This is a genomic window from Paracoccus panacisoli (genome assembly GCF_042435015.1).
Taxonomy (GTDB): Bacteria; Pseudomonadota; Alphaproteobacteria; order Rhodobacterales; family Rhodobacteraceae; genus Paracoccus; species Paracoccus panacisoli.
The window spans coordinates 15,730-33,287 of record NZ_JBHMQU010000001.1 but is presented as its reverse complement, the minus strand read 5'-3'; the positions used below and the strand labels follow the sequence as shown (position 1 = coordinate 33,287).

Annotated in this window: 13 protein-coding genes and 1 tRNA gene; 8 read left to right on the top strand and 6 right to left on the bottom strand. The window is 68.3% G+C overall.

Going from position 1 to position 17,558, the window contains the following annotated elements:
• Positions 1-247: 247 nt before the first annotated feature.
• Together phaZ and ACFHYO_RS00135 are read left to right on the top strand one after the other, a co-directional pair.
• On the top strand, positions 248-1,591 hold the full coding sequence (gene phaZ / locus ACFHYO_RS00140; RefSeq protein ID WP_036708515.1) for a polyhydroxyalkanoate depolymerase: 1,344 nt from the start codon (positions 248-250) through the stop codon (positions 1,589-1,591).
• An 89-nt stretch (positions 1,592-1,680) separates the two neighbouring features.
• Positions 1,681-2,154 (top strand): pyridoxamine 5'-phosphate oxidase family protein, encoded by a 474-nt coding sequence (locus tag ACFHYO_RS00135; protein WP_394317459.1) that lies wholly within the window; start codon positions 1,681-1,683, stop codon positions 2,152-2,154.
• 38 nt (positions 2,155-2,192) lie between these two features.
• Here ACFHYO_RS00135 and ACFHYO_RS00130 read toward each other — a convergent pair whose 3' ends face one another.
• A complete protein-coding gene (locus ACFHYO_RS00130) occupies positions 2,193-2,948 on the bottom strand; it encodes an alpha/beta fold hydrolase (protein WP_394317457.1) in 756 nt (251 codons plus the stop codon).
• A gap of 204 nt (positions 2,949-3,152) precedes the next feature.
• On the opposite strand from ACFHYO_RS00130, the gene thrS reads away from it, so the two are divergent.
• The 3 genes from thrS (at position 3,153) to ACFHYO_RS00115 (ending at position 6,281) form a co-directional block, all read left to right on the top strand.
• Complete coding sequence (gene thrS / locus ACFHYO_RS00125; protein WP_394317455.1) at positions 3,153-5,102, top strand: threonine--tRNA ligase; 1,950 nt, start codon at positions 3,153-3,155, stop codon at positions 5,100-5,102.
• A 445-nt stretch (positions 5,103-5,547) separates the two neighbouring features.
• On the top strand, positions 5,548-5,754 hold the full coding sequence (locus tag ACFHYO_RS00120) for a cold-shock protein (RefSeq protein WP_036704221.1): 207 nt from the start codon (positions 5,548-5,550) through the stop codon (positions 5,752-5,754).
• Between the two features lie 437 nt (positions 5,755-6,191).
• Positions 6,192-6,281, top strand: a tRNA-Ser gene (locus tag ACFHYO_RS00115).
• A 157-nt stretch (positions 6,282-6,438) separates the two neighbouring features.
• On the opposite strand, the gene ACFHYO_RS00110 is transcribed toward ACFHYO_RS00115, so the two are convergent.
• Together ACFHYO_RS00110 and ACFHYO_RS00105 are read right to left on the bottom strand one after the other, a co-directional pair.
• Positions 6,439-7,182, bottom strand: a complete 744-nt coding sequence (locus ACFHYO_RS00110) for a sulfotransferase (RefSeq protein ID WP_394317453.1) — start codon at positions 7,180-7,182, stop codon at positions 6,439-6,441.
• 272 nt (positions 7,183-7,454) lie between these two features.
• Positions 7,455-10,016, bottom strand: coding sequence for a GcvT family protein (locus tag ACFHYO_RS00105; RefSeq protein ID WP_394317451.1), 2,562 nt, complete (start codon positions 10,014-10,016; stop codon positions 7,455-7,457).
• A 143-nt stretch (positions 10,017-10,159) separates the two neighbouring features.
• On the opposite strand from ACFHYO_RS00105, the gene ACFHYO_RS00100 reads away from it, so the two are divergent.
• The gene (locus tag ACFHYO_RS00100; RefSeq protein ID WP_394317449.1) at positions 10,160-11,230 is read left to right on the top strand and encodes a GlxA family transcriptional regulator; all 1,071 of its coding nucleotides are present in this window, start codon (positions 10,160-10,162) and stop codon (positions 11,228-11,230) included.
• A gap of 12 nt (positions 11,231-11,242) precedes the next feature.
• On the opposite strand, the gene ACFHYO_RS00095 is transcribed toward ACFHYO_RS00100, so the two are convergent.
• A complete protein-coding gene (locus ACFHYO_RS00095) occupies positions 11,243-12,298 on the bottom strand; it encodes an FAD-binding oxidoreductase (protein ID WP_394317461.1) in 1,056 nt (351 codons plus the stop codon).
• The gene (locus ACFHYO_RS00090) at positions 12,298-13,533 is read right to left on the bottom strand and encodes an aromatic ring-hydroxylating oxygenase subunit alpha (protein ID WP_394317447.1); all 1,236 of its coding nucleotides are present in this window, start codon (positions 13,531-13,533) and stop codon (positions 12,298-12,300) included. Before ACFHYO_RS00090 ends, ACFHYO_RS00095 begins: the two co-directional genes overlap by 1 nt.
• Before the next feature lie 147 nt (positions 13,534-13,680).
• Here ACFHYO_RS00090 and ACFHYO_RS00085 point away from each other — a divergent pair, with 147 nt between their 5' ends.
• The gene (locus ACFHYO_RS00085) at positions 13,681-14,598 is read left to right on the top strand and encodes a LysR substrate-binding domain-containing protein (protein WP_394317445.1); all 918 of its coding nucleotides are present in this window, start codon (positions 13,681-13,683) and stop codon (positions 14,596-14,598) included.
• Here ACFHYO_RS00085 and ACFHYO_RS00080 read toward each other — a convergent pair.
• A complete protein-coding gene (locus tag ACFHYO_RS00080) occupies positions 14,595-16,634 on the bottom strand; it encodes an oxidoreductase (RefSeq protein ID WP_394317443.1) in 2,040 nt (679 codons plus the stop codon). The genes ACFHYO_RS00085 and ACFHYO_RS00080 overlap by 4 nt on opposite strands.
• 140 nt (positions 16,635-16,774) lie before the next feature.
• Here ACFHYO_RS00080 and ACFHYO_RS00075 point away from each other — a divergent pair, with 140 nt between their 5' ends.
• Positions 16,775-17,410, top strand: coding sequence for a TetR/AcrR family transcriptional regulator (locus tag ACFHYO_RS00075; protein WP_043133935.1), 636 nt, complete (start codon positions 16,775-16,777; stop codon positions 17,408-17,410).
• The last annotated feature ends 148 nt before the right edge of the window (positions 17,411-17,558 follow it).

Here is a 17,558-nt window from a genome sequence, read left to right as displayed (position 1 = left end):
CGCGGCCTTCGCGGATGCCGGCGCCTTCGCCGGACGCCGGGCCGCCGCACCCGAGGCGCGGCGCGGCGCCGTCGCGCCCCCCTCGGCCCCGCCTGCCGGACCCGTGCCGTCCGCCTGATCCCGTGCGCCCTCGTCCCGCGTCGTGGCCATGTCGTGCTGTCCTCCCTACCCTACCCCCATTAAGACTCGGTTGACGAAAGGCGTAAACCGGACTTTGCATGACGGCCTGCGGAAAGGGACGGTGCATATGGCGTACAAGGGTTATCGAGGGATCGTGTCGTACGACGCGATGGAGACGTTTCGGAACACCAACGAATGGATGGGGGCCTCGGCCCGGGCGATCGCGTCCTACCCGATCTTCGCGCTGGTCCCGTCCCCGATGTTCAAGCTGCTCTCGGCCTGGGGCCGGGTGACGGAACGCAGCTTCGCCCGCATGGTCATCAAGCCCGACTGGGAGATCCCGCCGATCCCCGGGTCCGAAGGCCAGGACCACCTCGTCTATGTCGAGCCCGAGATCGAGCGCCCGTTCGGCGACCTCGTCCGCTTCCGCGTCGCCCGTCGCGAACCGGCCGAGCGCAAGGTGCTGCTGGTCGCGCCGATGTCGGGGCATTATGCGACGCTCCTGCGCTCCACCGTCACCTCGCTGCTGCCCGATTGCGACGTGTGGGTGACGGACTGGCACAACGCCCGCGACATCCCGGTGAGCGAGGGCAAGTTCGACGTCGAGGACTACACCCGCTACCTCGTCGACTTCATGTCCCACCTCGGGCCCGACCTGCACGTCATCGCGGTCTGCCAGCCGGCGCCGCTGACGCTGGCCGCAACGGCGATCCTCGCGTCCGAGAACCCCGACGCCCAGCCCCGCACCCTGACCCTGATCGGCGGCCCGATCGACCCCGACGCCGCCGCAACCGAGGTCACCGACTTCGGCAACCGGGTGACGATGGGCGAGCTCGAGCACCTCGCCATCCAGCAGGTCGGCTTCAAGTATCGCGGCGCGGGCCGGATGGTCTATCCGGGCCTCGCGCAGCTCTCGTCCTTCATCGCCATGAACGCCGACACCCACCGCAAGGCGTTCATGGACAAGATCTTCGCCGAGGCGACCGGCGCCGGGTCCGAGGGCGACAAGCACAACAAGTTCTACGACGAATACCTCGCCGTGATGGACATGACGGCCGAGTTCTACCTCTCGACCGTGGACCGCATCTTCAAGCGCGGCGAGATCGCCTCGAACAGCTTCTCGGTCGAGGGCAAGCCCGTCGACATCGGCGCCATCCGCGACGTGGCGGTGATGACGGTCGAGGGCGCCAACGACGACATCTCGGCCCCCGGCCAGTGCGTCGCGGCGCTGGCGCTCTGCACCGGCGTGCCCGACGACCGCAAAGCCCAGCACCTCGAACCGGGCGCCGGCCACTACGGGATCTTCGCTGGCAAGAGCTGGCGGCTGAACATCCGCCCGCTGGTGCTCGACTTCATGGATGAGCACACCGGCAAGACCGAGACGCCCAAGGCCAAGCGCAAGCGCGGCGGCCAGGTCAAGGGCGACACCCGCCCGCTCGGCCCGGACGACGATTCCAAGATCGCCGTCTGAGCCGCTGCTCGGCCGTCTCTCTCGCCGCCCGCCGGAACCGCCGGCGGGCGGCCTCGTTTCTAGGGGGTCAACCCGAAAGGAACCCCGAGATGAGCGACCGCGAGACCTTCTGGAAACGCCTCGACGACGTGAACGCCGGCATGCTGGGCTGCGACCCCGACTGGCGGCTGGTGCCGATGTCGCATTACGCCGACCCCGACGAGGATGCGCTGTGGTTCATCACCGCCGAGGGCACCGACCTCGCCGAAGCGGTCGCCGGCGGCGCGAAGAAAGCGGTCCATGTCGTCTCGAGCCAGGGCGGCAAGCTGTATGCCCGGATCGAGGGCGAACTGTCGCTGTCGGACGACCGCGAGAAGCTGGACGAGATCTGGAACGCAGTCGCCTCGAGCTGGTTCGAGGATGGCAAGCAGGACGACGACGTCCGGCTGCTGCGCCTTTCGCTGAACGCGGCGGAAGTGTGGTCCACCGACGGCGGGCTGGGGTTCATGTACCAGATCGCCAAGTCCAAGCTGACCGGCGCGAAGCCCGACATGGGCGAGCATTTCGAGATCAGCTTCGCCTGATTGAGACCAAGGGCAGGCGCGGTGGCGCCTGCCCTTTTTCATTGCGCCTCGGCGCCGGTGACTTCGGCCACCGCCGCGCGGATCAGCGCCAGTTGGCCCGGCTCGCTGAACCGATGATCGGCCCCTCTGACGAGCGTCAGGCGGATGTCCGGCCCCTCCGCATGATCGAGAAGCCGCAGCGCCTCCTCCATCGGCACGTCCTCGTCCGCCGTCCCCTGGAACATCCGCACCGGCATCGGCAACGGCAGCGGCCGGTCGAACAGCCGCTCGGCCGCGCCCTGCTCGAACAATCGGCGCGAGAAGACGTAATCGGCCCCATAGGTGCTCGGCCGGGTGACCGCACCCTGCGTGCGCAGCGCCGCCTGGTCGGCGTCGGTGAACCCCTGCTCCATCCGCGTCGTGAAGTCCGGCGCAGCGGCGATCGTCACCAGCCCCGCAACCAGCTCGGGCGCCTCGCGCGCAAGCCGCAGCGCCAGCCAGCCGCCGAGCGACGACCCCACGAGCACCTGCGGCCCCGGCGCCCGCGCCGCGATGATGTCGCGCGCATCCTCGAGCCAGTCGGTGATACCGAAGTCCTCGACGGCCCCCTGCTCGGCCGAAAGCCCGTGCCCGGACAGATCGAACCGCAGCATCCCCCGCCGCGTCGCCCCGCACCAGTCGGCGAGGTCGAGCGCCTTCGTCCCCTCCATGTCGGACCGGAACCCGTGCAGGAACACCACGCCGGGCCCGTCCGGCCCCTGTACGCGCCGATAGGCCAGCCGTCGCCCCGCTTGCGTCGTGTGATGTTCCACCATGTCCCGCGCTCCGCCGCTCTCTCTTGTGCGGAGGTATCCCACGCGCGCCGGGACTCTGTAACCCCAACCTGCGGCGCAGCAGTCGCTGATCAGCGCTTCCCCCCGACCCGTCCATTGACACCGTCCCGCGCCCGGTCCACAGCACCGCCCACATAACCCGCAACCGGGCGTTCCGTGGGCGCCGAACCGACGAGGAGAGCCGTCATGGCCGACCCGATTTCCCTCATCTTCCCCGATGGCTCCGTCCGCGACTACCCCGCCGGCACCACCGCCGCCGAGGTCGCGCAGTCGATCGCCCCCTCGCTCGCCAAGGCCGCGATCAGCGCCACGCTGGACGGCGCGCACATCGACCTCGCGTGGCCAATCACCCGCGGCGGGCATCTGTCGATCAACACGATGAAGGACCAGGCCGCGGCGCTCGAGCTGATCCGGCACGACTTCGCCCATGTCATGGCCCGCGCCGTGCAGGAGATCTGGCCCGACGTGAAGGTCACGATCGGCCCGGTGCGCGACGCCGGCTGGTTCTACGATTTCGACCGCGCCGAGCCCTTCACGCCCGAAGATCTCGGCCAGATCGAGACGCGGATGAAGCAGATCATCGCCGCCCGCGATCCGGTCCGCACCGAGGTCTGGGACCGCGCCCGCGCCGTGGCCCATTACGAGGCCGCCGGCGAGCCGTTCAAGATCGAGCTGATCGACCGCATCCCCGAGGGCGAGGACCTGCGGATGTACTGGCACGGCGACTGGCAGGACCTCTGCCGCGGCCCGCACCTGCAATCGACGGGCCAGCTGCCCGCCGACGCGTTCCGCCTGACGCACGTCGCCGGCGCCTACTGGCTGGGCGATTCCTCGCGCCCGATGCTGCAGCGCATCTACGGCGTCGCCTTCCGCAACCGCGACGAGCTCAAGGCCCACATGACGATGCTTGAGGAGGCCGCCAAGCGCGACCACCGCAAGCTCGGCCGCGAGATGGACCTGTTCCACCTGCAGGAGGAAGCGCCGGGCCAGATCTTCTGGCACCCGAACGGCTGGACGATCTACACGACGCTGCAGGACTACATGCGCCGCCAGCAGCGCCGCGGCGGCTATGTCGAGGTCAACACGCCCCAGGTCGTGAACCGCAAGCTGTGGGAGGCCTCGGGCCACTGGGAGAACTACCAGGAGAACATGTTCATCGTCGAAGTGGACGAGGAGCACGCCCGGGAAAAGACCGTCAACGCGCTCAAGCCGATGAACTGCCCCTGCCACGTGCAGGTCTATAACCACGGGCTGAAATCCTACCGCGATCTGCCGCTCAGGATGGCCGAGTTCGGCTCGTGCAACCGCTACGAGCCCTCGGGCGCGCTGCACGGGATCATGCGGGTCCGCGGCTTCACCCAGGACGACGCGCATATCTTCTGCACCGAGGCGCAGATCGAGAGCGAGTCGCGCAAGTTCATCAGCTTCCTGTCCGGGATCTACGAGGATCTCGGCTTCACCGACTGGCGCATCAAGCTGTCCACCCGTCCCGACAAGCGGATCGGCACCGAGGAAAGCTGGGACCATGCCGAGGCGGCGCTGGCCAACGCGGTGACGGCGGCCGGGCACGAGTACGAGGTGTTCCCCGGCGAGGGCGCGTTCTACGGCCCGAAGCTCGAGTTCGTGCTGACCGACGCCATCGGCCGCGACTGGCAGTGCGGGACGCTGCAGGTCGATCCGAACCTGCCCGAGCGGCTCGACGCCTATTACATCGGCGAGGATGGCGCCAAGCACCGCCCGATCATGCTGCACCGCGCCGTGCTCGGCAGCTTCGAGCGCTTCATCGGGATGCTGATCGAGAACTTCTCGGGCAAGCTGCCGCTGTGGCTCGCGCCGCGGCAGGTGGTGGTGGCCTCGATCGTCTCGGACGCGGATGACTATGTGCGCGACGTCGTGGCGGCGCTGACCGCGGCGGGCGTGCGCGCCGAGGCCGACCTGCGCAACGAGAAGATCAACTACAAGGTCCGCGAGCACAGCCTTGCCAAGGTGCCGGTGATCCTCGCCGTGGGCATGAAGGAGGTCGAGAGCCGCAGCGTCTCGGCCCGCCGCCTCGACAAGCAGGGCAGTGAGAGCCTGACGCTCGAGGACGCGGTGCGGACGCTTGCGGGCGAGGCGACGCCGCCCGACCTGCGCTGAGGCGGGGGCGGGGCTGCGGCGGCGGGCTCGTGAAGGTGGTTGGGGGCTGATCGAGAGGCGCCCCCTGCCCGCCTGTGGTAGTCGTGGCGGCACCGCAGGCGCGCGCTGGAGCGCGTGTTGACGCGCCGATGCATCGCCTGCTGACCGCAGGCCGGCGGGCGCACAGGCACCGGTGAGGGCAGCATCGGTCAGATCGCTGTATTCGAGCCCGCCGCTGATGCCTCGCCGGCTGACCGGCAAAAACCCGCCGGTCCTGCGTCGTCTTTGACGTAGCGTCAAGAAGGGTTGATTTTTCGCACTTGGCGGCGCCTTGCGAATCAGGCATCCTGACGTCTGCGTGAGCGTTACTTTCTACCGCCTCCCTTCACGGGGCAGCCGGACGTCGAAAGGGCTGCACGGCCCGCCAGGCAATCTCGCCTCGCGGGGACTTGAAGGAGAGAAGGTCATGGCGACCGGTACCGTCAAATGGTTCAATGCCACCAAGGGTTATGGCTTCATCGCCCCCGATGATGGCGGCAAGGACGTGTTCGTCCACATCTCGGCTGTCGAGCGCGCCGGCCTGACCGGGCTGAACGACAACCAGAAGATCGAGTATGAGCTGCAGTCGGGCCGCGACGGCCGCGCCTCGGCCTCGGACCTGCGCCTGCTCTGATCTTCGGTACTGCGGCCCTCCGGCCGCCGAGCGACGTCGGCCTGCCCATTCGGGCGGGCCGTTTTTGTTTTGGCCGGGGGCCAGGGACCGGTTACCCGTCAGTATCTACGGCAGAGCCTTCGAGCGAACGTTTTTCGCTGGGCGAGGGCGGCGGGCTCGGATCTCGCCGGTGCATCGCCGTTGAGCCACATACAATGATGCTGTGCACGCTCGGACGGAGTGTCGGACACGAGTGAGATTCGGAGCATCGTGATAGTTGAAGCCTAGGCCGGATGGTCAGCCTCTCGGCATGGGGCCTGTCTACGCTCTTGGCGCCGTCTGCAGCCTCAAGCACGCTGACGAAAGTGCGGCATGAACGCCGTGAGGATTTTCTCTCCAGCCCCCTTGCGCTCCCCTCCGCACCCCTCTAAATCCCGCCCTCACCACCCAGAAAGCGCGGAGAGGTGCCGGAGTGGTCGAACGGGGCGGTCTCGAAAACCGTTGAGCCTGCAAGGGTTCCGTGGGTTCGAATCCCACCCTCTCCGCCATTCTCATCGCCCACCGAAGCAAGATGCATCATCGCATTGCGGCCCCCGCGGGGTGTGGCGATCGAAATCCGGATCGTCCAACTCTCGGTAAAGTTAACGCACGCTCACGTTATCCGCAGACCGCTGCAGCACCCCTGCGTCACACGCCATCCGCGGGTCAGTCCGTGTACTTGACGAAGCCAGCCGGCCGCGGAAAGTCCCACTTCACCCATCCCTCCGGCCCCGCAATGCTTGCGCCCAAGGAGTGCGACGACATCCGCCCGAGGTTCGCCTGGAACGGGCGCCGGACCGCCCCGAGTCCGTCGAGTGACATGTTGTAGCCCTGCGGCAGATGTTCGTAACGCGGCTGCGCCACCACGTTCATCGCCCGGTTGACTGTGTCGGCATTGCCATCCTGTTCAAGGACAAAGCGCAGGAACTCCGTCTCGTCGAGATGGAGCGCGGAGTCCCGCGCCTCCGAGTTGTGCGAGTGGGCGATGCCCAGAAGCCGCATTCGTTCGACCGAGATGAAGCAGCGCAGCATGTTGAGGCGCCGCAGATGCACCACACGGATCCGGTTGGTGAACACCAGATCCTGCAGGAAAAGCGCGAGCGGTTTGCGCGACAGGATATCGCTGTACACCGCCTTGAACCCGACCTGGGCGCTGGTCCTGGCGCTGTCCAGAACCCGCTCGACAAGGAACTTTTCCGGGTCCGTGTCGCGCTCGACCAGCAATTGCTCGGGGTCCACCGGATCGGCCTCGGGCTTCGGGCGATAGCCGTGGACCCAGCCGGGCGAGAACAGTTCGTCGTGGCAGGTGAGATGCGGATGAGCATGAAGCGCGGCGGCGAGAAGGGTCGATCCGCTTCTCGGTTGAGCGACGATGATGAACGCCGCGTCGAGCCTGTCCTTCAGGGCCATTCGTGCACTCCTGCCGGGGTTCGGCGTCCTTACAGGGTCACCCCTGCAGGATCAATCCGCAGGCTCCCGATCCGCGTGGCGCCATCCCGTCAGATATTCCGAACTGATGAAGCAACCCTCGGGGCAAACTGCGCGGGCTTGCATCTCGCCCCCGGGAGGAGGCCTTCGGACCAGTTCAGAAATGTCATGTGTCATCTATCCTCCGTCGATCGGGACGCTACGTGCACTCGGACCGCGGTCTACGGTCAGGGTCCGGCGCGCTCGGCTGCGGCTCAACTGCGCGGCCGGAGGTTCTCGGGATCGTAGAGCGGCTCATACCCCACAGCGGCGACCTCGACCGTGAACGGCTCGTCGAAATACGTGACCGTCAGCCGGCGGCCCTTCTGGCAGTAGTCCCACGGCAGATAGGCGAGCATGATGTTGCGCCCGACGGACGGCCCATAGGCCTGCGAGGTGGTGTAGGACCGCCGTCCCAGCGAATCGACCAGCACCTCGCCACCGTCGGGGTCCAGCACCGGCATCGTCTGCACCGGATAGCGCGCCACCCCGTCGCGCCCCACGTTGTCGGTCATCACCAGCGTGCACAGCATCGCCGGCTGGTGCGGCCGGGCGCGATGCTCGAGATGGCGCGCCTTGCCGCGGAACTCGGCCTCCTTCACCTTCGGCCGGGCCAGCCCCGCCTCGAGCAGGTTGTAGTGGGTCAGCAGGTCCGCGTTCTGCAACCGCAGCGATTTCTCGAGCCGGCGCGAGCTGGCGTAGGTCTCGACCCCCACCGCGATTGCCCCGGTCCCGCGCAGCGCGTCCCAGACCGCCAGCCCGTCCTCATAGGCCATATGCAGCTCCCACCCCTGTTCGCCCACGTAGGAGATGCGGAAGGCGGTGACGGGGCGACCGGCGATCTCGATCTGGCGGATCGCCGCAAAGGGGAACGCCTCGGGCGTAAGGGGTGTGGGATCGGCCACCACAGTCGAGAGCTTCTCCCGCGCGTTCGGTCCCCAGAAGCCGATAGTCACGATCCGCTCGGTCACGTCGGTCAGGGTCACGTCAAGCCCGCGGTCCTCGGCCACCCGCCGCATATGCAGAAGGTCGCGCGGCCCCGCGTCGGCCCCGTTGATGAGCCGGCAGCGGTCGGCCATGCGAAAGACGGTGAAATCGGCCCGGACATTGCCCTCGTCGTCGAGCATATGGGTATAGATGCCCTTGCCGACGTTGCCCTCGCCGCCGATCTTCGCGGCGCAAAGCCATTCCAGCAGCGCGACGTGATCCGGCCCCTCGATGTCGGTCATGTGGAAATGCGACAGGTTCACCACCCCACAATCCTCGCTCATCTCAAGGTGTTCGGCGTTCGAGACGCGCCAGAAATGCCGGTTGTCCCACTCGGCCGGGCGCTCGGGCACCCCGTCGGCATATTTCTCGAGCAGATGCGCGTTCGCGGCATAGCCGTGGGCGCGCTCCCACCCGGAAAGCTCCATGAAATACCCGCCGAGTTCCACCTCGCGCGCGTGGAAGGGCGAGCGGCGGATGCCGCGGCCGCTAGCGAAAGGCTCGCGCGGGTGCACGGGCGGGGTGTAAATCTTGGTGGCCGTCTCGTGGCAGCGGCCGCGGATGAAGCCCTCGTCCAGCTGGAATGCCTCGAACCGGGCATAGTCGGCGCGGGCGTGGTCGATGCCGGTGCGACCGTCGGTCATCCAGTCGGCGATCAGCTTGCCGACGCCCGGCGCGTCCTTGACCCAGACCGCGACCGCATACCACAGCCCGCGCAGCTTGCGGCTTTCGCCCAGCGACGAGAACCCGTCCGCAGTGGTCTGAAGCAGCCCGTTGAAGGAATGGCTTTCGTTGAAGCCCAGCTCGCCCAGGATCGGCGTCAGCTCCATCGCCCGCTCGAGCGGCTCCATCACGTCCTCAAGCACGAGGTCGCGCTGCGACGGGGACAGCCGGGTCTGTTCTTTCTCGAGGATGTCGCGGGGGTGCACCAGCCGCGGCACGGTCTCGTAGTAATAACCCCATTCGATCTGCCCGCCCTCGGTGGTTGCCGGATCGCCGGTGTCGCGCAGATAGGCCGAGTTGCCCTGATCGCGCAGCAGCGGCCGCCCGATCTCAAGCCCCGTGCCCGCAAATTCCTCGTAGGGACCGAAGAAGGTCAGCGGGTGGTCCATCGGCATCACCGGCAGGTCCTCGCCCGCCATCGCCGCGATCAGCCGCCCCCAGATGCCGGCGCAGACGACGACGTGATCGGCCATGATCGTGCCGCGCGGGGTCGTGACCCCGGTGATCCGCCCCCCCTCGGACAGAAGCGACAGCGCCGGGGTGTTGGCAAAGACCCTCAGCCGGCCGGTGGCCTCGGCCGCATCGACCAGCTTGCCCGCCACGGTCTGCGAGCGCGGCACGACCAGCCCCGCATCAGGGTCCCACATCGCCCCCTGGATCACGTCCTCTTCAAGCAGCGGGAATTTCTCTTTCGCCTCGGCGGCCGAGATTATCCGCGTCCGGGTGCCGAAGGCGCGGCCCGAATCACAGCGCCGCCGCAGCTCGGCCATCCGCGCGTCGTCGCCCACCCGCGCCACCTCAAACCCGCCCACGCGGGCGTAATGGCCCATCTTCTCGTAGAAATCGATCGAGTAGAGCGTGGTCCAGGTGTTCAGCAGATCGTGGCTGGTGGTGTAGCAGAAATCCGACGCGTGCCCGGTCGAGCCGATGTCGGTCGGGATCGCCGACTTGTCGATGCCCACGATGTCGTCCGTCCCCCGTTCCAGCAGGTGATGGGCCACCGCGGCGCCGACAATGCCGCCTTGCCCGATGATGACGACTCGCGCTCGGTTCGGAAACGAGGCCATGACGGAAATCCCTTCGCAACGGCGGTTCTGGGTCTCATCCTGCCGCGCCGGCGGGGGCGCTGGACAGGACGTTTGCGCCATGGTCGGGAAACGGATACGACAGACCCATGCGATCTTGCGCCCGTCCCGACCGGGGGTCAGACATGGGAACCGACACCGCCCGCCGCCCCCCCTCCGCGCCCGCCCGGTCCCCGTTCCGGGGCCGCCGGGGCGCGGCTCAGGGTAGGGGCCGGGACGCCGGGCGCGGGGGCGCGCGGCTGTCGGTCGGCTTCATCCTCGCCCGCCGCTTCACGCTGTGCGCCTTCGCCAATTTCATCGACGTGCTGCGGCTCGCCGCCGACGAAGGGGACCGCTCGCGCCCGATTCTCTGCCACTGGGCGGTGCTCTCGGACAGCATGGAGGCGGTGCCCTCGAGCAGCGAGATCACCGTCCAGCCGACCGAACGGCTGGGCGATCCGTCGCGCTTCGACTATGTGGTCGTCGTCGGCGGGCTGATGGGCGAGACGCCCGCCCTCGCCCCCGCGCAGCTCCGCTTTCTGCACCTGGCGGCCGACGCGGGGGTGCCGCTGGTCGGCCTCTGCACCGGCGCCTTCATGCTGCACGAGGCCGGGCTGCTGGACGGTTATCGCTGCTGCGTGAGCTGGTTCCACCCGGCCGAGTTCCTGGCCCGCTTCGACGGGCTGATCCCGGTCTCGGACCAGATCTTCGTCGTCGACCGCGACCGGCTGACCTGTTCCGGCGGCGCCAGCTCGGCCCATCTTGCAGCCTATCTGGTGGGAAAGCACGTCGGCCGCGCGCAGGCCAGCAAAAGCCTGGACATCATGATCATCGACGACGCGCTGGGGGCCGAGCAGCCTCAGCCGGGGCTGACGATGGACATCCGCACCCGCGACCCGGTGGTGCTGCGCGCGCTTCTGCTCATGCAGCAGAACATCGACGCGCCGCTGTCGGTCGAGGCGGTGGCGCGCCGCGCCGGCCAGTCGCGCCGCCAGCTGGAACGGCATTTCCGCGCCGCGCTGGACCTCAGCCCGCAGGCGGCGTTCCTGCGGCTGCGCCTGTCGGTGGCCCGCCACCTGATTGAGACGACCGACAAATCCATCGCCCAGGTCGCCGTGGACTGCGGGTTCTGCGATTCCTCGCATCTCAGCCGGATGTTCCGGCGCGTCCACGGCACCACCCCGAACGCGCTGCGGACGGCCGCGCCCGCCGCCTGACGGAAAGCGGCGTCAGAGATCGATCCGCACCGTCCCCTGCGGCTTTGAACAGCAGGCGAGGATGTAGCCCTCGGCGATCTCGTCATCCGAGATACCGCCGTTGTGGACCATGTTGACCTCTCCCGACAGCTTGCGGGTCTTGCAGGTGCCGCACAGCCCGAAGGTGCAGCCCGAGGGGATGTTCAGCCCCGCCTGCCGGGCGACGGCCAGAACCGTGTCGTCGCTGCGACACTCCACGGTGATCCCCGCGGCCGCGAACTCGATCACCGCATCGCCGGGCGGCGGCGAGGCCTCGACCGGCACCTCGACCGGGCTGGGCGCGGCGAAACTTTCCTCGTGATAGCGGGCGAGATCGAAGCCCAGCGCCTCGAGCATCTCGCGCACCCCGGCCATGAACGGCGCGGGGCCGCAGCAAAAGACCTCGCGCTCGAGATAGTCGGGCGCCATCAGCGCCAGCATGATCTGGGTCAGCCGGCCGCGATAGCCGTGCCAGACGGCAAAGGGCGGCACGCTGTCCACGGTCAGGTGCAGGTGCAGACCCGGCACCCGCGCCGCCATCTGCTCAAGCGTATGGCGAAAGATGATTTCGGCGGGCGTGCGGGCGGCATGCACGAAGGCGATGTCGGGCATATGCCCCGAATCCCAGGCCCATGTGGTCATCGACATCATCGGGGTGATGCCCGACCCGGCCGAGATGAACAGGTATTTCGCGGCCGGGTGGCGCAGCAGGCTGAAGGCGCCCGACGGCCCGTAGGCCTTGAGCCGCATCCCCGGCCGCAGGTGGTCTAGCATCCAGCGCGTCCCGATCGAGCCGTCCTGCGCCTTGACCGTGATCGAGATCGAAAGCGGCCGCGAGGGCGAGGACGAGATCGTATAGGTCCGCTGCACCGCCGCGGCCGACAGATCGAGGGTCAGGAACTGCCCCGGCTGATAGTCGAACCACGCCCCCGACGGGGCGCGGAAGGTGATGGTGGCGCAGCCCGGCGCCTCGGGCACGATCATCGTGCATTCCAGCGGCTCGCTGTCGTCCCAAGGCTCGGCGGTCCAGTTCAGCCGCGGCTTCGCCATCATTCGGCCGCGATCTTCGCGCCCTCGCCCGAGACGCTGCGCGTCATCTTGCGCAGATACCAGTCGATGAACTGCGACACCCCGCTTTCATGGGCGCGCGAATACGGTCCCGGCTCGTAGGCGGGCGAGTTGATGCCAAGCTGGTTTTCCTCGACCACGCGGCGGTCTTCGTCGTTGGTGGCGATCCAGACCTCGGTCAGCCGGTTCAGGTCATAGTCCCTGCCCTCGACCGCATCCTTGTGGACCAGCCAGTAGGACGTGACCTCGCTGGTGGTCGCGCTGAGCGGCAGGATGCGAAAATGCAGCACGCTGTCGGACAGGAAGTGGTTCCAGGTGTTCGGATAATAAAAGAACAACAGCGATCCGGCATTGGCAAAAGGCATCCCCGGAATCAGCGGCGCCGCCGCCTTGCCGTCCATTGTGTAGCTCACCCCGTCGCCGACGAAGGGAATCCGCACCAGCCGCCATTGTTCGTCGTCGTCGATCAGGAACCGCGAGGGCAGCCCCGCTGCCTCGCAGCGGGCGACGTGCGCGGCCCCGGCGGGCGAACCGAGGCTGTCGTCCGAGCCGACGAGATAGGGGTCGTCGCTGAAGGTGCGGCACAGCGCCGGGTGCGAGCCGGCACAGTGATAGCACTCGCGGTTGTTTTCCATCACCAGCTTCCAGTTGCCGTTCTCGATGATGGTGGTGCGATGGGCGACCTTGAGATCGTCCAGCCGGTGCGGCGCCGCATAGCCGTCGGCCGCCGCCTGCACCTTGGCGAAATCCGGCGGCTCGTCGGCCACGCAGACAAAGACCATCCCCGCGGCGACAGCGCAATGCACCGGCTTCAGCCCGTGTGCGGCGGTGTCGAAATCCGGTCCCATGTCGCGCGCCCAGAGCAGCCGCCCATCTGTTTCATAGGTCCACTGGTGATAGGGGCAGACGAGCTTCGCGGCCTGCCCCGAGGGTTTCGAGCAGATGCGGCTGCCGCGGTGCCGGCACGAGTTGTGGAAGGCGCGGATCTGCCCGTCCCCGCCGCGCACGATCAGGATCGGATAGGTCCCGAGCTGCATCGTGACATAGGCACCGGGCTTGGGCATCTCGACCGCCGGCGCGGCGAAGATCCATTCGCGGTACCACACCGTCTCGAGGTCGGCCTGAAACAGCGCCGCGTCGGTATAGAACGGGCGGCTAAGCGAGCGGCCCTGTTGCTGGGTCCGCAGCAGCTGCGCAAGCTGGCGCTGGTCGATCATGGACGGCACTCCCCCCTGCGGCCGCGATGCGCGGCCGATCGACGCATCATCCCGCGCGGAAAGCCCCGCGCTCAACTACAGAAATCCTCGCGGTATCCATGACTGCAGGTTATGGATCGGGGGATTGCCCCGCCCCGTGGTGCCTCGATGCCGCGCCTTCGCCGCAGCCTGCCTTCGCTCAGCGCGCTTGCCACCTTCGAGGCGGCGGCGCGGCTGGGCAGCTTCACCCTGGCCGCGGCCGAACTCGGGGTGACGCAGGCGGCGGTCAGCCGGCAGATCAAAGCGCTCGAGGCGGATTTGAACACGGCGCTGTTTCAGCGCGCCCACCGGCGGGTGGAGCTGACCGCGCCGGGAACGGCGCTGGCGGCCACGGTGGCGCAGGCCTTTGCGCGGATGGCCGAGATGGTCGAGACGATCCGCCAGCCGCCCGCGGGCGACACGGTGGCGGTGCGCACGACGCTCGCCTTCAGCCAGTTCTGCATCCTGCCCGACCTCGCCGCCTTCCGCGCCGCCCATCCCGACATCCGGCTGCGGCTGATCGCCGACGATTCGACCGCCGATCCGTTCCGCGACCGGCTGGACGTGGCGATCCTCTATGGCCGCCCCCCCTTCCCCGGCGGCCGCAGCCTCGCGCGGCGCCCCGACGAGGTGTTCCCGGTGTGCAGCCCGGCGCTGCTGTCGCGGCTGGGGATCGAGGCGGATACCGCCGACCTGACCCGCCTGCCGCTGATCTGCGCCGAATCCGTCAACCCCTCGTGGCTGACGTGGCGGGCCTGGGGCCGGGGGGCGGGGCTGACGCCGGACCTTGGGCCGGCGTCGGACCGTAGCCGGCTGCGCTTCAACCACTACACCGACACCGTGATGGCCGCCGAGGCCGGCGAGGGCGTGGCGCTGGGCTGGGCCACGCTGCTGGCCCGCCAGCTTGCGGCCGGGACGCTGGTGCGGGTCGGCCGCGCGACGATGACGGCCGAGGACAGCTATCACATCCTCATCCCCGAGGCGCGCCCGCCCACACCCGCGGCGCAGGCGTTCATCGACTGGATCGGGCGCGGCTTCGCCCGTTAGATGTCCTTGACGAGCCGCAGCGCGTCATAGATCGCCGCGTGGGTGTTGCGCGACGAGACCGCATCGCCGATGCGGAACAGCTGGAACTGCCCCTCGGGGGTGCGCTCGACCGTCTGCGGTGCCCCCGCGATCAGCGCATCATGCGAGACCTCGCCGCCGTTCCGCGACAGGGGCTTGAGGGCGAAATACAGATCGTCCAGCGGCAGCGTGCCGTGGTTGATGACCAGCTGATCGACGGTCCGCGTCTGCGCGACGCCGCCGTAATCGCTGCCGATGGTGACGATGATGCGGTTCCCCTCGCGGCGCGCCGCGGTGGCGCGGTAGGTGACGGTGAAGGTCGTGTCGAGCGTCTGGAGCGCGCGCATATAGGGCACGAGGTTCATCCCCATGACCTCGGGCGCAAAAGTCCGGTCGGCGGTCATCACCTCGACCTTGGCCCCGGTGCGCGCGATCACCTCGGCCGCCTGAAGCCCGGCGTGATCGCCCGCGTCGTCAAAGACCAGCACATCGGTCCCCGGCCGCACGTCGCCCGAGATGATGTCCCAGGCCGAGACGGCAAGGTCGTTGCCGCTGGTCAGGACCTCGGTGTCGGGCAGCCCGCCAGTCGCCACGATCACCACATCCGGCGCCTCGGCCAGCACGTCCCCGGGTTCGGCCCAGCTGTTGAAGCGGAAGCTGACCCCCAGCGCGGTGCAGCGGCTCATCCGCCAGTCGACGATGCTGATCATCTCGCGCCGCCGCTCGCTCTGCGCGGTCAGGCGGATCTGCCCGCCGGGATGGGCCGCGACCTCGAACACCACCACCTCGTGCCCGCGCTCGGCCGCGACGCGCGCCGCCTCAAGCCCGCCCGGCCCCGCGCCCACGATCACCACCTTGCGCCGCGCCGCGGCCTTGGGGATCTCGTGCGGCATCGTCTCTTCGCGGCCCGTCGCCGGGTTGTGGATGCAGAACGCCATCCCGCCCTGATAGATGCGGTCGAGGCAGTAGTTCGCGCCGACGCAGGGGCGGATGTCGTCCTCGCGCCCGGCAGTGATCTTGCGCACGATATCGGGGTCGGCGAGATGCGCGCGGGTCATCCCCACGAGGTCGAGCTTGCCCGCGGCGATCGCGTGGCGCGCCGTCGCCACGTCGGGGATCTTCGAAGCGTGCAGCGTCGGCAGGCCCGTCCCGGCCCTCAGCTCGCCGGCAAAATCGAGATGCGGGGCGTTCTTCATTCCCTGCACCGGGATCACGTCGGTCAGCGCCGCGTCGGTGGCGATATTGCCGCGGATGATGTTCTGAAAGTCGATCAGCCCGCTGTCGCGCAGCCGCCGGCCGATCTCGATCCCGTCGGCCGCGGTCAGCCCGTCGGGCAGGCGCTCGTCGGCGCTGTAGCGGATGCCGAGGATGAAATCGTCGCCCACCCGCGCCCGCATTGCCCCGAACACGTCAAGGCAGAACCGCATCCGATTCTCGAGCGAGCCGCGGCCATATGGCCCGTCAAGCTCGTTCGTCGCCGGCGAATAGAACTGGTCGACGAGATGGCCGTAGGACTCGATCTCGATCCCGTCCATGCCGCCTTCCTTCATCCGCTCCGCCGCGTCGGCAAAGTCGCGGATGACGCGCTCGATGTCCCAATCCTCCATCTTCTTGGGGAAGGCGCGATGCGCCGGCTCTTGCCGGTGGGTGGTCGACAGCGACGGCAGCCAGTGGCCCGTGTCCCAACGCGTCCGCCGGCCCAGGTGGGTGAGCTGGATCATGATCGCGGCGCCGGCCTCGTGCACCTCGTCGGTCATCCGCCGCACCCACGGCACGATCTCGTCACGCCATGCCAGCAGGTTGTTGAACGCGGGCGGGCTGTCGCGCGACACCGCCGCCGACCCCGCAGTCATCGTCATGGCGATGCCGCCCTTCGCCCGGGCGACCGTATACGCGCGATAGCGGTCCTTCGGCAGCCCATCGTCGCAATAGGCCGGCTCGTGCGAGGTCACGACGATCCGGTTACGGAGAGTCAGGTGCTTGAGGCGGTAGGGCTGGAGGAGGGGGTCGTTCGACATCGCACGTCTCCTGCTGGGGCAGGATAAGGCTGAGCACAATGTGCAGGTGCGTCAATAAAGAGAACACCTGAGTCGATACCAAAGACTGAGGTGTACATTTTCTCTTGGTCCAGAGGGTGATCCGGTCTTACGCTGCCCCTATGGACCAGATTTGCGCGGAAACGGGATGGCGCGGTTCGCGCGAGGGGTGGCTCGAAGCCGCCCGCGCCGCGCTTCTCGACTCAGGGGTGGATGCGGTCCGGATCCAGTCGCTCGCCAAACGGGTCCGGCTGTCGCGCACCAGCTTCTACTGGTTCTTCAAGGACCGGGAGGCGCTGCTCGCTTCGCTCGTCGCGGCGTGGCGCGATCAGAACACGGGGGCCATCGTGCGCCAGTCTTCGGCCTATGCCGAGTCGCTGGCTGAGGCGATGCTCAACGTCTTCGACTGCTGGGTTGACCCGACGTTGTTCGATTCCAAGCTCGAATACGCCGTGCGCGCCTGGGCGCTGCAATCGCCCGAGGTGGCGGCGCAGGTGCACGAGGCCGACGAGGCACGGATCGCCGCGTTGACCGCGATGTTCCTGCGCTTCGGGTTGGAGCCTGTGCGCGCCGACGTCTCGGCCCGCGTCACCTACCTGGCTCAGATCGGCTACATCACCATGCAGTCGAAAACGCCCGAGGACCTCAGTGTCCGCATGGGCCGGTTTCCGGATTATATCGCCATCTACACCGGGCAGATGCCCGAGCAGCGCGAGATGGACCGCTTCATGGCCCGTCACGGCTATCGTCCAGGCTAGGACGGGTCATGCTTCACCCCGCAGCCGTCCATCGCGTGGCCTTTGCGGGTGTCGGTTCGGGTCTTCAGCGCAGGGCGGGCTCCCCTGCCCTGTCATTGCCTTGCGCTCCCTCGATCCGGGCCCGCCACGCACCCGATCGCGCACCCTG

Coding starts and splice junctions, on each gene's coding strand:
- ACFHYO_RS00085 (WP_394317445.1), top strand. CDS start 13,681: ATGCCGCGCCTTCGCCGCAGCCTGCCTTCGCTCAGCGCGCTTGCCACC.
- ACFHYO_RS00100 (WP_394317449.1), top strand. CDS start 10,160: ATGGGAACCGACACCGCCCGCCGCCCCCCCTCCGCGCCCGCCCGGTCC.
- thrS (WP_394317455.1), top strand. CDS start 3,153: ATGGCCGACCCGATTTCCCTCATCTTCCCCGATGGCTCCGTCCGCGAC.
- phaZ (WP_036708515.1), top strand. CDS start 248: ATGGCGTACAAGGGTTATCGAGGGATCGTGTCGTACGACGCGATGGAG.
- ACFHYO_RS00135 (WP_394317459.1), top strand. CDS start 1,681: ATGAGCGACCGCGAGACCTTCTGGAAACGCCTCGACGACGTGAACGCC.
- ACFHYO_RS00075 (WP_043133935.1), top strand. CDS start 16,775: ATGGACCAGATTTGCGCGGAAACGGGATGGCGCGGTTCGCGCGAGGGG.
- ACFHYO_RS00105 (WP_394317451.1), bottom strand. CDS start 10,016: ATGGCCTCGTTTCCGAACCGAGCGCGAGTCGTCATCATCGGGCAAGGC.
- ACFHYO_RS00120 (WP_036704221.1), top strand. CDS start 5,548: ATGGCGACCGGTACCGTCAAATGGTTCAATGCCACCAAGGGTTATGGC.
- ACFHYO_RS00110 (WP_394317453.1), bottom strand. CDS start 7,182: ATGGCCCTGAAGGACAGGCTCGACGCGGCGTTCATCATCGTCGCTCAA.
- ACFHYO_RS00095 (WP_394317461.1), bottom strand. CDS start 12,298: ATGGCGAAGCCGCGGCTGAACTGGACCGCCGAGCCTTGGGACGACAGC.
- ACFHYO_RS00090 (WP_394317447.1), bottom strand. CDS start 13,533: ATGATCGACCAGCGCCAGCTTGCGCAGCTGCTGCGGACCCAGCAACAG.
- ACFHYO_RS00080 (WP_394317443.1), bottom strand. CDS start 16,634: ATGTCGAACGACCCCCTCCTCCAGCCCTACCGCCTCAAGCACCTGACT.
- ACFHYO_RS00130 (WP_394317457.1), bottom strand. CDS start 2,948: ATGGTGGAACATCACACGACGCAAGCGGGGCGACGGCTGGCCTATCGG.